The following is a 16,112-nucleotide window of genomic DNA, read 5'->3' on the forward strand; positions in this document are numbered from 1 at the left end:
AATTCGCCCTTTGGGGCAGCGTCACAAACCCGATTACGGCTTAAAATGACGCAGCCTAAAATAGATCATATTCTAATAAACCTCAGCTCTGGATAACAAACGCCTTTCAAGCAGTCCTTTGCCTTCCTCACTGCGTTGAATTAACTTGCAATAGGCTAGCTATTGACGCGTTAATTCGCCTTGTTAGCAAAACAAATCACAAGCTTGACAGTGGATTTTAGTCAATCTATTGATTTATATCGTTATCAATACATCTCTTATCCAGAGTTGAGGTTAATAAGGATTGGTATTACACTCGCGCCAATATTAGAATGACAGACTAAATAAACTGAGCTCGGGATAATAAATGCCTTTCAAACAGTCCTTTGCCCTGCTCACTGCGTTGAATCGACTTACAATCGGCTAGCTATTGACGCGTCAATTCGCCTTGTTAGCAGAACAAATGACAAGCTTGAAAGTGAGAATGGATAACATGTTGATTTTAAATAGTATAAGTTCATCCCTTATCCCGAGCTCAGGTTAAATAAGGGGTGAGTGAAACATTCATGTTTTGGTTAAAAAAAGTCTTGTCGCAATTGGTGATGCCCGTTCCGTTGACTGTGTTGCTATTACTGTTAGCGGCCTGCTTATGGCGCAGCCAAGGTCAATGGTTGCTCAAGCTTGGTAAAGTCAGCTTATCACTCGCTATCGCTGTGTTGTTTTTGTGCAGTCAATCGCAAGTGAGTTATTGGTTAACCAACTCTTTAGAGTCACGTTTTTCACCAAATCATCAAAATATGACACAAAGATGCGTGGTGATGGTACTTGGCTCGAGCAATATTGAAAAATCTGGTCTAACCGCGGTGCAGCAATTATCTGCCACGGCATTAGCGCGCTTAAATGAAGGAATAAGACAATTGAGTTTGGGGCCGCAATGCACTTTGGTGTTAAGTGGCTACAGTGGTGGCATACAACCGACACCCCACGCCAGTATCATGGCCAATGCGGCAATTGAGCTTGGGGTCAATCCCGCCAATATCGTTAAATTTGACCAACCCAAAGACACCATAGAAGAAGCGTACGCCTTGCAAAAATTGATAGGTCATCATCCGTTTAAACTGGTGACATCAGCTACTCACATGCCACGGGCAATGAGCATTTTTACCCAATTAGGCATGCAACCACAGGCGGCACCCACCGATTTTATTGCTCGCCAAGGTTTCTGGTGGCGATTAGACGCCGATCAGTTATTGGCTTCTCAGCGCGCAATTCACGAATATATCGGTATGCTTTGGTTACAGGTCAAAGGTTTATCTGTACCGCCCAGTCCCAAGGAGACGCTATAAATGACTGATGAGCTTTTGATCAGCCCTTTCTCGAAACGTAATGGCATCACTTTAACGCTATTTGGCGCAGTTAGCCTGTTAACCAGTTTGACTATTTTTATTGGTTTTAGCGGTTTATTTGCCCTAGGGATGATGTTTTTTGCACTGGGGTCTGTTGGCTTAATTTTAGGTATCGCCAAAGTCTATCAACCCGCCATTAGCTTTAAGTTAACCGCCCAAGGAATGTTTTTTTATCATCGTCGAGGGCAAGTGTTTATTGAGTGGCATAATATACAGCGGCTTGATAATGTGAGAGTTAATCAAAATATGGAGTTGATTGAATTACCTTATATTGGGGTAAAACTTAAAAAAATTAATCCAATTTTAGATTGTATTTCACCGCGTTTAGCCACAGGTTTATTAACCGAGCAGCGACCACTGCTGATGACCGCAGCAACACAAGATGAAGACTTACAGAGCCTCGAAGGCTATTTGGGCGCCGAATACACGCCATTAATTGTTAATGGCGATCGTTATCGAGGGGTGCTGGCGATGTTTGGTCACCGCTGTCAAACCTTAAATGAGCAGTTGGGGTATCATGTGTATTTATCAACTGACAGCTTAGATCGCGACCCAAAAGAGTTTGTTAACTTATTACGCAAGTTTCAGCAACAGGCGAGTGAACCTCAAGCGTAGTGATTATCGAGTAAAGGAGGCATGATGAAACAAGCCATAATGTTACAAGGCGGGTGTTTATGTGGTGCACTGCGTTACCAAACCCATAGCATGCCATTTGATGCCGATCATTGTCATTGTAGCCAATGCCGAAAAAGTGCTGGTGCGGTTGTAATGAGTTGGATGGACTTTAACACTGAACAGGTAACATGGCTGCAAGGGCAGGTGACAGAGTTTGCTTCTTCTGCTCAAATTCGCCGTGGTTTTTGTCAGCAATGTGGTACCACAATGACCTATAGGCATGTTGATTACCCACAGTATTGCACTTTGTCGATAGCATCGCTTGATAACCCAAACAAAGTGCAGCCCAGATCCCATGAGCAGGTCAGCTGGTTAACCATTGATGATACTTGCCAACGTTTTAAAACCAATAAAACCAGCAACTAGCCTAAGCGTTAACCTTAAGCATTATTAGCGATGTTGGTGTCAGTATTGGCCAAGGTTGCCAAAAGTGGGTCACGGTGCCGATAACCTAAAAATTGACCGCCGTCTAATATTTCAATGTGTTCACAATAGGCATCGCCTTCAAACACGCCTTGAGCATGTAGGGTGATTTTTTTGCAACGCGCCTCTCCAGACATTTGGCCCGCAATCATTAATTCGCGACATAAAATATCGCCAGCAACAGTACCACTGGCCTCTATGGTCACATTGCCTTGCGCCTGAATATCGCCACTGATATGACCGGCAATCAGCACATCGCCACTAAAAATTAACTTACCGGTTAAATGGCATTCTTGTGCGATAAAACTTAACGGATTAACAGGCTTTTTTTGACCAAACATCTTAGTGCCTTTGGGTATATGGTTATATAGGGGTGCTAATATAGCGTTAAAGACAGCATAACAAAATGACAAACTGTGCTTACTCAGTTGATATCAAGGTAATTGCATCCGACGGGCAAGGTGATACACATGCACCACACGCGGTGCAGGCTGCTAAGTCTATTTGTGGTTTAGGCACTTGTCCTACCGCCATGATAAAGCTAATTGCCCGTGGCTCGCAGGCGTCTTTACAGCTTTGGCACCATACACCTTTTGCGGTTAAACAGGTGTCATTGATGTTTGCCACAAGGGGCCAGGGACGTTCTGTGCTGGTGTCAAAAACGGGTTCAGGGCATACCTCAACACATTGCTTACAGAATGTGCATTCATCTTGACTGAAGTCTATTTCAGGGAACCCGCCAGCACCGCGTTTAATAATCTTAGTTTCGCACGCATCGATACATTTATCGCAACGGGTACAATTGTCTGTAAAGCTGTGCTCAGGTTTACTCCAAGGCGGGCGAATAACATGAGTTTTACGACGGCTAAACAGGTTGCGGCGGCTTTGATTGATACCCTGAGTCATTATTTTTCCAATCGGCTTTATGATTTGCTGCAGCTAATATTAGCATTAGCTGCAGCAAAAAATTGTTAAGCACTTGGCAAAAAGAGTTGCTCGTTTAATTTATTGGCTTGGTATTGTAGCCATCTGGGTTATTTGATTGCCATTTCCAACTGCTGCTTGCCATGTCTTCTACGCTATGGGTTGCGCGCCAGTCTAATTGTACTGCGGCAAAACTTGGGTCGGCATAACAGGCGGCAATATCACCAGGGCGGCGCGGACTGATTTGATAAGCAATGGTTTTGCCACAGGCTTTTTCAAAGGCTTTCACCATATCTAACACACTATAGCCAATGCCGGTGCCTAAGTTATAAGTCACTAAGCCTGGTTTAGTTTGCAGCTTTTTAAGCGCTTGTAAGTGGCCAATGGCTAAATCGACCACGTGAATATAGTCACGGACACCTGTGCCATCTGCCGTGTTGTAATCATTACCAAATACACTTAACTGTTCGCGTTTGCCCACGGCAACCTGAGCGATAAATGGCATTAAGTTATTAGGAATGTCGTTAGGGTCTTCACCAATTAAGCCGCTTTCATGTGCCCCTACAGGGTTAAAATAGCGTAAACGGGCGATATTCCAGCTGTTATCTGAGTGATGTAAATCCGCTAAAATGTGTTCAACCATTAATTTTGATTGGCCATAAGGATTAGTCGCACCTGTTGGAAAGTCTTCTTTAATGGGTAAACTTGCAGGATCACCATACACAGTAGCAGATGAACTAAACACTAAGTTTTTAACGTTATTCTCGGCCATCACTTGGCATAAAATGATGGTTCCAGTGACGTTGTTTTCGTAATACTTAAGTGGTTTAGCGACAGATTCTCCCACGGCTTTAAGGCCCGCAAAGTGAATGACCGATTCAATCTCATGGTCGGCAAATACTTTCTGTAACAAGGCTTTATTTAAAATATCACCCTGATAAAACACCACATCTTTACCTGTAATGGTTTTTACACGTGCTAAGGCTTCAACACTTGAGTTAGATAAATTGTCTACGATGACCACTTCCTGTCCAGCATTTAGTAGCTCCACAACAGTGTGCGTACCTATATAGCCAGCGCCACCCGTTACCAAAATTGCCATAGTTTAATCGTCCTGTGAATTGATAAGTCATGTTTGGTCTACATTGTAAATTATCACAGTTCAAGTGCCAGTAAAATTATTGATACGCATTACAAAAACCACAAAGGTTAACGAAAAATCATTGATGATCTTCGCCCTAATCAACGCTATTTCATGGCGGCGGTGAATGGGTTTTGTATCTATTTGTTTACAAATAGTGGCGCTTTCTTAGCAGACAATAAACTGTGAGGGAGTTAACAAAACACTTTCGTTAGCACAATATGTACTAAGTGAAGTTTACGTAAAGTGGAACCTATGACTACAGCAACAAAGTATATTGCCCATCAACCCGATGCTCAGGGTTACATTGATTACTCAGAACATGAGAATCAACTATGGCAACAATTATACCAACGCCAGGTGACAAATTTACCTGGTCGAGCATGTCCTGCCTACCTGAATGGTTTAGATGCACTTGGGATGTCAATTGATCGTATTCCACAGTTACCCGATATAGACAAAGTCCTACTGCAAGCTACCGGTTGGAAAACCGCAGCGGTGCCCGCACTTATTTCTTTTGGGCGCTTTTTTGAATTATTAGCAAACAAAGAATTTCCCGTGGCGACGTTTATTCGCAGTAAAGAAGAGTTCGATTACCTGCAAGAACCCGATATTTTCCACGAAATATTTGGCCATTGCCCGTTATTAACTAACCCTTCATTTGCACATTTCTCTCACATGTATGGGCAACTTGGGTTAGCGGCAAACAAAGAACAACGAGTGTTTTTGGCTCGGTTATATTGGTTTACCATCGAGTTTGGTTTGGTGCAGGCAAAGGGAGAGTCGATGCAAATATACGGCGGTGGTGTTTTAAGTTCGCCCGGAGAAACCCTGTACGCATTAAGTGGCAAACCTGAGTGTAAACCGTTTGATTTACTTGACGTACTGCGAACGCCATATCGTATCGATATTATGCAGCCAATATATTACGTTATTGAAAATATTGACTACTTAGACGAAATTGCTCGTATGGACATTATGAGTATGGTGCACAAAGCACAGCAGTTAGGGTTGTTTACACCTAAATTTGAGCCCAAAGTCAAAGCCTGTTAACAAGGTTATAGCAGTTGAGCGTGGCGCTCAATAAGCTGCAAACATGATAAATATATCCAAGGAGTAAAAATGAGCGCGTTAACCGAAATGAAATGTGAAGCATGCCAAGCAGATGCACCTATAGTGACCGACGCTGAACTGGCAGAGCTTATCGGTATGATCCCTGACTGGGGAGTCGAAGTTCGCGACGGCATTATGCAACTTGAGCGAGTGTATAAATTTAAAAACTTTAAATTGGCCATGGCGTTTACCAATAAACTTGCTGATCTTGCTGAAGCAGAATTTCATCACCCAGGTATTTTAACCGAATGGGGCAAGGTAACAGTAACCTGGTGGTCACATTCAATTAAAGGTTTGCATAAAAATGACTTCATTATGGCAGCCAAGACAGACCAGTTGTTAGATTAAAAATTAACACATCGATATCAGCATGTTACGTTAACGTAATGTGCTGAATACTTTCTCTGTTACAATTCTGCTGTAAACTTCACTTGCCACTGAGGCAATATCCATCTAACGTTGTCACCAATTTCCGCAACATAACTTTAATAATAGGGAATCGTTACATATGCGTTTGGAAGTCAGCTGTATTGATCGCGTTGGTTTAGCGAAAGACATCCTTGTCGTGCTCGAAAAACATGGCATTAATTTAATCGCCATTGATGCCAGTAATAAAGGCTTCCTGTTTTTGCAATTTGCAGAAATCAGTTTTGAAACCTTGCGTGAACTGATGCCACAAATCCGTAAAGTCGAAAGTGTACACGATGTTCGCACTGTGTCTTTTATGCCATCAGAACAAGAACACTACGCTTTAAAAACCTTACTCAAAACGCTGCCAGATTCTGTTTTTTCAACCGACACCAAAGGCCGAATTCGCATTGCTAATGAGTCTGCACTACTGACCTTAGACATGGCTGAGCACGAGGTGGTAGATGAGTCACTTAATCACTGGGTACAGGGATTTAATTTTGCGCGCTGGATGAGCGAAACCCCAGTGTTAGCTCAAGCAACTCGAGTGCAAATTAATTCAAATGAATACCTAGCAGAAATGCTGCCCATCTACCTACCAGACGATAACGACACCACCATTTTGGCGGGCGCGGTAATTTCGCTTAAATCACCGGCAAGAGTTGGTAAGCAATTTAATGCATTACAAAATCAAACAACGGGTTTTGATAATGTGTTGGCCAACAGCGACAAAATGAAAGATGTGCTTAAGCAAGCCAAACGCATGGCTCAGCTAGATGCGCCGCTGTTAATAACAGGTGAAACCGGCACAGGCAAAGAACTGATGGCCCGTGCCAGTCACGATGCCAGCATGCGCCGAGAGCACCCCTTTATTGCCATTAACTGTGCGGCATTGCCCGACAGCGTGGCCGAAGAAGAACTGTTTGGTTTTGTAACCAACGGCACAGTTGTAAAACGCGGCTTATTTGAAGAAGCCAAAGGCGGGACGGTATTTTTAGACGAAATAGCTGAAATGTCGAAAGCCGCTCAAGTCAAATTATTGCGTTTATTACAAGATGGCACCTTTAGACGTATTGGTGGCGATGTCGAAGTGCGGGCCGATGTACGCATTATTTGTTCGACACAGAAAAACCTTGCAGAGCTTTGCCAAACTGGTGAGTTTAGAGAAGATTTATATTACCGCATCCACGTGTTGAGCTATCACATGCCGTCGCTGCGTGAGCGAAGAGTGGACATTATTCCACTGACAGAAATGTTTTTAGAACACTACAGTCAGCAACTATCGAGCCCTATTAGACGGATTTCGGCCGCGTGTCGTGATTATTTGTTTACTTATGCCTGGCCTGGCAACGTTCGTCAGCTTAAAAATGCGATTTTTAGAGCCGTATCGATGTGGGATGGTTCAACCGAACTGACCGTTGAGCAGTTAAAATTACCGTCTTATGCCGAAGGCTTTGGTTACTTTGATGAAGAGTTTGAAGGCACATTAGATGAAGCGATGAAAGAATACGAAGCTGGTTTATTACGTCGTTTGTATCCCGCTTACCCAAGTACCCGCCAATTGGCTAAAAAACTGGGCGTATCTCATACCGCTATTGCCAATAAATTGCGCGACTACGACATAAGCAAGAAAAAGTAATGTAACGATTTTCTGCCAGCTATTGTGCTGGCATCTTGGCCATTTCAATGCTGCAACGCCGCATTGGTGTGGCCTTTTAGTATTTGTAAATAAAATTTTACGGATCCTGTTTTATATCGATAAAGTGTGATTTGTCGCACGCTATAGGATTTTGTGGCTTTGTGTGGTCAAAATGAGTGACTACCGCCATTGATGATATTGATACAGGCGTAAATACCCAGAATTTAGGAGCAGTAATGAAACTTGCAAGTTATCACAACGGACGTCGCGACGGCCAATTGATGTTAGTCAGTAAAGATTTGACCAAAGCGGTAGCTGTGCCGGCCATTGCGCATACAATGCAGCAATTACTGGATGCGTGGGATTTATTGTATCCGCAATTAAATGAGTTATATGAGGCATTAAATAACGGCCAAATGGATAACGCTATTGCCTTTGATGAGACTCGTTGCCTATCGCCATTACCACGCGCTTTTCAATGGGCTGATGGCAGTGCTTATGTTAACCATGTTGAACTGGTCAGAAAGGCACGTGGTGCAGAGATGCCAGAATCATTCTGGACTGATCCATTAGTGTATCAAGGTGGTTCAGACAGTTTTATTGCACCTAAAGCCGATATTGAAATGGCCAGTGAAGAATACGGTATCGATTTCGAATCAGAAATCGCCATCGTCACCGATGATGTAGCAATGGGTGTTTCGCCCGAGAATGCCGGCAAACATATTAAATTACTTATGCTGGTTAACGATGTGTCATTGCGTAACTTAATCCCTGGCGAGTTAGCTAAAGGGTTTGGCTTTTTTCAATCTAAGCCTTCAAGCGCGTTTTCGCCGGTTGCCATTACCCCTGATGAGTTAGGTGACAAGTGGCAAGACAGCAAGGTGCATTTACCGCTAGTGACACATTTAAACAATGAACTTTTTGGCCGCCCAAATGCAGGGGTAGACATGACATTCAATTTTAGCCAATTGGTGTCGCACGTTGCTAAAACCCGTCCTTTAGGCGCAGGTGCTATTATTGGTTCTGGTACTATTTCTAACTATGATCGTAGTGCGGGTTCAAGCTGCCTAGCTGAAAAACGTATGTTAGAAATCATTGCCGATGGCAAAGCCTCAACCCCGTTTATGCGTTTTGGTGACACGGTTCGCATTGAAATGTTTGACGAAAACGGCGTGAGTATTTTTGGTTCGATTGACCAAAAAGTTGTTGAGTACAAAGCATAACATTATTCAGTGCTTATCAATTATTAAGGCAATAGCGACCCCTCGTTATTGCCTTTTTATTTAGCACGACAATCACACAGGAAATTGATATGAAACTCTATGGTTATTGGCGTTCAAGCGCGGCTTACCGTGTCCGTATTACATTAAATTTAAAGCAGTTATCGGCAGAGCATATTTCGGTCCACCTGGTAAACAACGGCGGTGAGCAACACTTTGCAGCCTATCACCAGCTTAATCCGCAACATTTAGTCCCCACCCTTGTTGACAAAAATGCCGATACAGAGCTCAATTTGTCGCAATCACTAGCGATTATCGAATACCTAGAAGAAAAATTCCCACAAAGCCCTGTATTGCCAAACGATGCCGAGCAACGTGCCATTGTGCGCAGCATGGCACAGGCTATTGCGTGTGAAATTCACCCACTGGATAACTTACGGGTGTTACAGTACCTGGTTAACGAGATGGGCGTGTCTGAAGCCGATAAAATGCGTTGGTATCATCATTGGATTATTGTGGGTTTTACAGCTCTAGAGCAACAACTAAGCCAGCATTCAGGCCGTTTTTGCTTTGGCGATAGCCCAACTCTGGCAGACATTTGTTTGGTGCCGCAGGTGTATAATGCCAAACGCTTTAATGTGCCGCTTGATGATTTTCCTCACATTGTCCGTATTTATCATGAGTGCAACCAATTAGCCGCGTTTGCCGCTGCCGCACCTGAGCAGCAACATGATGCAAGCTAGCATCCCCACATCAATATAGGTTTGATGCTTGATAACCTATACATTAAATACCTCTTTTGTCACTTTTTAGTTAAATTTAGTGATCTACATCAAGACCAAAGCATGCAATGTGGTACTCCAATAGGGGTACTGCATTTTTGTTGATCTAAATCAATATTGTTAATGAATAACTTCGGTAGGTTAGCTGCAATTGTTAAGGATGTTACAGAGTTACATCTAATTATTGCTGTTATGGAGTGTAAAAATGAATAATAAAATGACCCTTAGTTTAGTTGCTGCATCGTTATTAACCGCGGGTTTATCGTTTGGTGCTGCTGCGCATCAAGCTGGAGACATTATTGTCCGTGCAGGTAGTGCAACTGTCGCTCCTAATGAGTCAAGCCCCGTTGTGGCAGGTATTGCCGAATTTAGTGTCGATAACAACACGCAACTTGGGCTTAACTTTGGTTACATGCTAACAGACAATATTGCAGTTGAATTATTAGCGGCAACGCCATTTAGCCATGACGTAGCCCTTGGTGATTTGGGGGTTATTGCTAACACTAAACATTTACCACCTACCTTAGTGGCTCAATATTATTTTGGTAATGCGCAGTCTGCGCTTCGTCCTTATGTTGGTGTTGGGGTGAACTTTACTAACTTTTTTGACAATGATTTTAATCAAGGTGCTAAAGATTTAGGCTTAGATAACTTGTCGATGTCTAATTCATGGGGCGTAGCGGCACAAGTCGGTATTGATTATCAAATCGATAAAAAATGGTTAGTTAACGCATCGGTGTGGTATGCGCAAATTTCTACCGATGTGAGCTTCGATCTAGGGGCAGATCATGTGGTGATTGAAACCGACATTGACCCTTGGGTGTATATGGTGAGCGTGGGTTATACCTTCTAATCAGGTTAGTGGTAGTTGAAGCCATTAACGATGTATTGCAAAAAACAGGAGCCATCAGGTTCCTGTTTTTATTTGCTTAACCGCGTTTCTTTTTTGGCTTCCAGTGGCGGGTGTTGTAAATGTATTCAGGCAGAAGTCGGTTTATCCACGCAACAATCCGCCAACGCTTGGTAACATACACGCGGCGCTTGCCTTTTTTCAGTGCCGTTAATATTTGTCCTGCCACATTATCAATGGGCGACAACAATAATTGGGTGCGTAAATGCACCGCTTTATCAAATAATCCCAGTTGAATGTCGGTAATGGTTATGGGCAACTTTAAACGCTGTGCGTGCATGCTTAAACCTTGCAGATAATTTGCCGCAAAGGCTTTTGAGGCATGATAAGCCATATTAGGGCCACCACGCTGGCCAGCAATTGAGTTAATCGCGGCCAATTGGCCGTAGCCTTGTTCACACATCAATTTAAAAATACATTGGCTCGCCGCCGCAAACCCCATCACATTGATGTCGATAGTGTGTTGATCAATAGACCAAGGTAGTGATGGGTCATACTCATTGACACCCGTATTGACTATGACTAAGTGCGCGCCGTTATGTTTTTCCCAGGCTTCATTAAGCTGTGAGATAGCCATTTGTGGTTGGTTAATGGCTAGGGGATACACGCTCACCTCACCAGCAAGGCTCTGGCTAAAGGCGTTTATGGCATCGGGATCATTAACAAAAAGCACTAGCGAGACATTTTGTGCCGATAATTGTCTGGCAAGTGCTTGGCTGAGGGTAGAGCTTGCACCAATAATCATTGCTGTCGCAACAGACATAGTTAACCTCGTTGGCAGTAAATCCTTTAGGAGTGTTTTACAGCAAATGGATCTGCTGTAGCTGTTGTTTGAGCTAACACCACAACCCAAAATTAATGGCTATGGATTAACTATGGGGACGGGCGATAAATGAGCCAAAAAATGCGCTAAATCAACCCATAGCAAGCCACATAATAGAAATATCGCCACATGATAACAAGAACGAAAAAAATTCAACTAAAGACGTGTAGACTTCTAGACATCCTTGTGTATGATTGATGACATCAATAAGTGCTTGTGTGACTATTGCTTTATCGTGCGTGCTAGCTGTGTTTCGAGTCACTTGGTGTGCAAACCGCTTTGGAGAGCATACTCAGTGTCAATGCGCAGCGAGTGTATAAGTAGAATGTTGAAATTGTGATCTGTGAAACATATTGATTAACAGCGCGTTGGCTGTTTATTTGTCGCTACACACATGGTCTGTGTTTAATTAACCCAAAAGGTGAGTCGTATGCCGGTTCGAATTCCAGATAATCTTCCTGCAGCAGGTATTTTAGAGTCCGAAAATATTTTCGTGATGTCTGAAACCCGCGCGGCGAATCAAGATATCCGTCCTATGAGGGTATTAATCTTGAATTTAATGCCTAATAAAATAGAGACCGAGACCCAATTACTCCGATTACTAGGCAATACGCCATTGCAAGTAGGGGTAGACTTGTTGCGTATTCACGACAAAGAGTCAAAGCACACCTCTGTTGATCACATGAACACTTTTTATCGTGATTTTGAAGAGGTTCGACATAACAATTACGATGGCTTAATTATCACTGGTGCGCCGCTTGGGCAAATAGACTTTAAAGATGTGGTCTATTGGGATCACATTCGTGAAATCATTGATTGGTCGCAAAAACACGTTACGTCTGTACTGTTTTTATGTTGGGCTGCCCATGCTGGCTTGTATCATTTGTATGGTTTAAAGCGTCAGCTACTGCAAAATAAACGCTCTGGTGTGTTTATTCACAAGCGTACTAGCGATCCACATCCCTTATTACGTGGATTTGATGATGAGTTTTATGCCCCTCACTCTCGTTTTGCTGAAATGAAAATAGAGGAATTACGCCAACACCCCGACGTTGAGGTTCTGGCTGAATCTGATGAGGCAGGTGCTTACATTGCAATTAGCAGCGACAATCGCAACTTATTTGTTATGGGGCATCCCGAGTATCAAAAAGACACATTAAATGATGAGTACCATCGTGATATCGGCCAAGGTCTCAATCCTGATATTCCGCAAAATTATTATCGAAACAATGACCCAGCACAAGAACCGGTTGCCCGTTGGCATAGCCATGGTAGCTTGTTAGTCAGTAATTGGCTCAATTATTATGTTTACCAGTTAACGCCTTATGATTTAACCGACATGAGTGCCAAAACGCCTTGGGAAAACAAAAAAGCATAATCAGTCACTAACTGACCCAAAAGCCGTCTTAACTTTCCCTAAAGTAATGCGGCTTTTTTTGTTTTTACTCTCGTTACAACTAAAGTTTAACCTTAGCTATCTTCACTAATGCGTTCAAGTTGCCTTGTATTTTATATCAATATAAACATGGTGTTATCTATAATTTAATCTCGCTTCCTATCAAGTGTAAATCTGCAATGACAACCCCATCGGATTAACATCACATTTTCGAGCATTTTTTACTTGCTTTACGTTAGCGTCAACGTCAAAGTGTTGTGATATGGTTTTGATATTTTTTTATGCGCATAAAAAATGGAGTGGTTATGAGTACAGAGCAAACAGGTCAAGATATCGTGATTGTTGCCGCGAAACGTACACCAATGGGTGGGTTTCAAGGTGCATTGTCTGAGGTTGCATCACCCGTGTTAGCGGCTACCGCTATCAAAGGGCTGATTGCCCAAACGGGGATCAGCCTTGATGCCGTAAACGAAGTGTTGATGGGGTGTGTGTTACCTGCAGGTTTAGGCCAGGCGCCGGCTCGCCAGGCCACATTAGGCGCTGGTTTACCGTTAAGTGTTGGCGCAACAACAGTCAATAAAGTGTGTGGCTCTGGGATGAAAACCGTTATGTTAGCCCATGACTTGATTAAAGCCGGCAGCAGCCAGGTGGTCATTGCAGGCGGCATGGAAAGCATGAGCCAAGCCCCATATTTACTTGATAAAGCCCGCAGTGGCATGCGAATGGGCCATGGCAAAGTAATGGACCATATGTTTTTAGATGGTCTTGAAGATGCCTATACCGGTGGTGCGATGGGCACATTTGCGCAAAAAACGGCCGATGACTTTGGCTTAACTCGCGAACAAATGGATGCTTTTGCGTTAAGCTCGCTAGAAAAAGCCAACGCCGCGATTAGCTCTGGCGCATTTAAAGATGAAGTGGTTCCAGTAACCGTCAATAGCCGTCGCGGTGATGTAATCGTAGATACCGATGAGCAACCCGGTAACGCACGTCCTGAAAAAATCCCCACACTGCGACCAGCATTTGCCAAAGATGGCACTATTACCGCAGCCAACTCGAGCTCGATTTCAGACGGTGCAGCGGCACTCATGTTAATGACTCGCCAAAAAGCGGCCGAATTAGGCTTAACCGTTATGGCAACCATTAAAGGCCACACCACTCACTCGCAAGAACCGTCAATGTTCACAACCGCCCCAGTAGGCGCCATGCAAAAGCTGTTCGAAAAAGTGAACTGGAACAAGGACGAGGTCGATTTATACGAAATTAACGAAGCGTTTGCCATGGTAACCATGCTCGCGGTGTCTGAATTAGGGTTAGATGCCAATAAAGTTAACGTTAATGGCGGCGCATGTGCACTAGGACACCCTATTGGGTGTTCGGGGGCGCGTTTGCTGGTGAGCCTCATTTATGCACTCAAAGCACGAGGCCTTAAGCGAGGTGTGGCGTCATTATGTATCGGTGGCGGCGAAGCAACAGCCATGGCTATCGAGCTGTAACAATAATAAGTAATTCAACAAGACCACTGCACAGGTAGATATTAACGCAGCCACAATGAATGTGAGCCTGACAAATACAATAAATGATGTCACCTGTGCAGACACTCAATACGCGTGAGCCAAGCTCACCAACATGTTCACGGATCGAGGAAAGCAACATGATCACACAAGTTAAGCACTACATTGATGGCGAATTTACTCATGGCAGTGGCGAGCGAAATATTGATGTGACTAACCCTGCCAATAACAGTGTTATCGCTAAAATAAATTGTGCCACAACCGCCGAAGTCGAATTAGCTATTCACAGCGCCAAAGAAGCCTTTAAAACCTGGAAAGAAGTACCGGTTTCTGAACGCGCGCGGGTCATGTTGCGATACCAACACCTACTAAAAGAGCACCACGACGAACTGGCCACGATTTTAGCCCAAGAGACCGGTAAAACCTTTGAAGACGCCAAAGGTGATGTCTGGCGCGGTATTGAAGTGGCAGAGCATGCCTGTAATGTAGCGTCGTTAATGATGGGCGAAACAGTCGAAAACGTTGCCCGTAATATTGATACCTACAGCTACACTCAGCCACTTGGCGTATGTGCGGGTATTACGCCGTTTAACTTTCCGGCGATGATCCCGCTATGGATGTTCCCGTTATCCATCGCGTGCGGTAACACCTTTATTTTAAAACCTTCTGAACAAGACCCAATGACGCCACAGCGTTTAGTGGAGATATTTGTCGAAGCCGGCGCGCCAAAAGGTGTGTTACAGCTTATTCATGGTGACAAAACCGCAGTTGATATGCTGTTAACCGACCCCGCAATTAAAGCCATTTCGTTTGTTGGCTCAGTGGGTGTGGGTCAATACATTTACAAAACCGGAACCGACAACCTAAAACGTGTACAGGCCTTTGCCGGCGCCAAAAACCATTGCGTGATAATGCCTGATGCCAACAAACAGCAAGTGATAAACAACATGGTTGGGGCATCGGTCGGCGCTGCTGGTCAACGTTGCATGGCCATTTCGGTTGCCGTTTTTGTTGGAAAAGCCAAAGAGTGGATCCCTGAGTTAAAAGAAGCGCTTGCCAAAGTTCGCCCAGGGTTGTGGAACGACAAAGATGCGGCCTATGGCCCGGTGATTAGCCCTGCAGCTAAAGCGCGGGTACTTAAGCTCATTGCGCAAGGAAAAGCAGAAGGGGCAGAGTGTTTACTCGATGGCAGTGACTTTACAGTGGCCGGTTACGAGTCTGGCAACTGGGTTGGGCCAACCATGTTTACCAATGTCACCACAGAGATGAGCATCTACAAAGAAGAAATTTTTGGCCCAGTATTGTGCTGTATGGAAGCCGAAACCCTAGACGATGCTATCGAACTGGTAAATAACAGCCCATACGGTAACGGGACATCAATCTTTACTGCATCTGGCGGCGCTGCGCGTAAATATCAGCACGAAATTGAAGTCGGTCAGGTGGGGATTAACGTGCCTATTCCTGTGCCATTGCCTTTCTTCTCATTTACCGGTTGGAAAGGCAGCTTTTATGGCGACCAACATGCTTATGGTAAACAAGCCGTGCGTTTTTGCACCGAAACCAAAACCATTACCACACGTTGGTTTGACTCCGAAGCCGTCAGTGGCCCTAACATGAGCATCAACCTGAAATAAGCATGTGTAATGCCGCGATAGCCCTAGTTTATCGCGGCAAATACCATCCATTAAACAACAAGACAACTTGTTCCCTCAAACAATAAAACGCCAACCCCAGTGAAGGCTTTTATAAGGTCAGTGAA

At 43.9% G+C, this 16,112-nt stretch carries 16 protein-coding genes; 12 read left to right on the plus strand and 4 right to left on the minus strand.

What is annotated here, in order from left to right; translation table 11 throughout:
- Positions 1-545: 545 nt before the first annotated feature.
- From L2703_RS11485 to L2703_RS11495, 3 genes are read left to right on the plus strand one after another with little or no spacing between them, the layout of a single operon-like run.
- A complete protein-coding gene (locus L2703_RS11485) occupies positions 546-1,325 on the plus strand; it encodes a YdcF family protein (protein ID WP_248971228.1) in 780 nt (259 codons plus the stop codon).
- Complete coding sequence (locus L2703_RS11490) at positions 1,326-2,000, plus strand: DUF2982 domain-containing protein (protein ID WP_248971229.1); 675 nt, start codon at positions 1,326-1,328, stop codon at positions 1,998-2,000.
- A 24-nt stretch (positions 2,001-2,024) separates the two neighbouring features.
- Positions 2,025-2,426, plus strand: coding sequence for a GFA family protein (locus L2703_RS11495; protein WP_248971230.1), 402 nt, complete (start codon positions 2,025-2,027; stop codon positions 2,424-2,426).
- A gap of 14 nt (positions 2,427-2,440) precedes the next feature.
- Here the strand turns inward: L2703_RS11495 and L2703_RS11500 are convergent, their stop codons facing one another.
- From L2703_RS11500 to galE, 3 genes are all read right to left on the minus strand, one after another.
- Positions 2,441-2,824: a bactofilin family protein gene (locus L2703_RS11500; RefSeq protein WP_248971231.1), complete on the minus strand. Its 384-nt coding sequence runs from the start codon at positions 2,822-2,824 to the stop codon at positions 2,441-2,443.
- A gap of 79 nt (positions 2,825-2,903) precedes the next feature.
- A complete protein-coding gene (napF, locus tag L2703_RS11505; protein WP_248971232.1) occupies positions 2,904-3,389 on the minus strand; it encodes a ferredoxin-type protein NapF in 486 nt (161 codons plus the stop codon).
- 94 nt (positions 3,390-3,483) lie between these two features.
- Positions 3,484-4,509: a UDP-glucose 4-epimerase GalE gene (galE, locus tag L2703_RS11510; protein WP_248971233.1), complete on the minus strand. Its 1,026-nt coding sequence runs from the start codon at positions 4,507-4,509 to the stop codon at positions 3,484-3,486.
- Positions 4,510-4,803: 294 nt separating this feature from the next.
- Here galE and phhA point away from each other — a divergent pair, with 294 nt between their 5' ends.
- The 6 genes from phhA (at position 4,804) to ompW (ending at position 10,563) form a co-directional block, all read left to right on the plus strand.
- The gene (gene phhA, locus L2703_RS11515; RefSeq protein WP_248971234.1) at positions 4,804-5,601 is read left to right on the plus strand and encodes a phenylalanine 4-monooxygenase; all 798 of its coding nucleotides are present in this window, start codon (positions 4,804-4,806) and stop codon (positions 5,599-5,601) included.
- Positions 5,602-5,670: 69 nt separating this feature from the next.
- On the plus strand, positions 5,671-6,009 hold the full coding sequence (locus L2703_RS11520; RefSeq protein WP_248971235.1) for a 4a-hydroxytetrahydrobiopterin dehydratase: 339 nt from the start codon (positions 5,671-5,673) through the stop codon (positions 6,007-6,009).
- 160 nt (positions 6,010-6,169) lie between these two features.
- Positions 6,170-7,708: a transcriptional regulator TyrR gene (gene tyrR / locus L2703_RS11525; RefSeq protein WP_248971236.1), complete on the plus strand. Its 1,539-nt coding sequence runs from the start codon at positions 6,170-6,172 to the stop codon at positions 7,706-7,708.
- A 236-nt stretch (positions 7,709-7,944) separates the two neighbouring features.
- Positions 7,945-8,931, plus strand: a complete 987-nt coding sequence (locus L2703_RS11530) for a fumarylacetoacetate hydrolase family protein (protein ID WP_248971237.1) — start codon at positions 7,945-7,947, stop codon at positions 8,929-8,931.
- 89 nt (positions 8,932-9,020) lie between these two features.
- Positions 9,021-9,671, plus strand: a complete 651-nt coding sequence (maiA, locus tag L2703_RS11535; protein ID WP_248971238.1) for a maleylacetoacetate isomerase — start codon at positions 9,021-9,023, stop codon at positions 9,669-9,671.
- Between the two features lie 244 nt (positions 9,672-9,915).
- Positions 9,916-10,563, plus strand: a complete 648-nt coding sequence (gene ompW / locus L2703_RS11540; RefSeq protein WP_248971239.1) for an outer membrane protein OmpW — start codon at positions 9,916-9,918, stop codon at positions 10,561-10,563.
- A 76-nt stretch (positions 10,564-10,639) separates the two neighbouring features.
- Here the strand turns inward: ompW and L2703_RS11545 are convergent, their stop codons facing one another.
- Positions 10,640-11,383 (minus strand): SDR family NAD(P)-dependent oxidoreductase, encoded by a 744-nt coding sequence (locus L2703_RS11545; protein ID WP_248971240.1) that lies wholly within the window; start codon positions 11,381-11,383, stop codon positions 10,640-10,642.
- Positions 11,384-11,873: 490 nt separating this feature from the next.
- On the opposite strand from L2703_RS11545, the gene metA reads away from it, so the two are divergent.
- From metA to L2703_RS11560, 3 genes are all read left to right on the plus strand, one after another.
- Complete coding sequence (gene metA, locus L2703_RS11550) at positions 11,874-12,821, plus strand: homoserine O-acetyltransferase MetA (protein WP_248971241.1); 948 nt, start codon at positions 11,874-11,876, stop codon at positions 12,819-12,821.
- A gap of 323 nt (positions 12,822-13,144) precedes the next feature.
- Entirely contained in the window at positions 13,145-14,335 is a 1,191-nt protein-coding gene (locus L2703_RS11555) for a thiolase family protein (RefSeq protein ID WP_248971242.1), read from the plus strand.
- A gap of 158 nt (positions 14,336-14,493) precedes the next feature.
- Positions 14,494-15,987, plus strand: a complete 1,494-nt coding sequence (locus L2703_RS11560) for a CoA-acylating methylmalonate-semialdehyde dehydrogenase (RefSeq protein ID WP_248971243.1) — start codon at positions 14,494-14,496, stop codon at positions 15,985-15,987.
- The last annotated feature ends 125 nt before the right edge of the window (positions 15,988-16,112 follow it).

Origin of the sequence: Shewanella basaltis (assembly GCF_023283885.1) — a bacterium.
Classification (GTDB): Bacteria; Pseudomonadota; Gammaproteobacteria; order Enterobacterales; family Shewanellaceae; genus Shewanella; species Shewanella basaltis.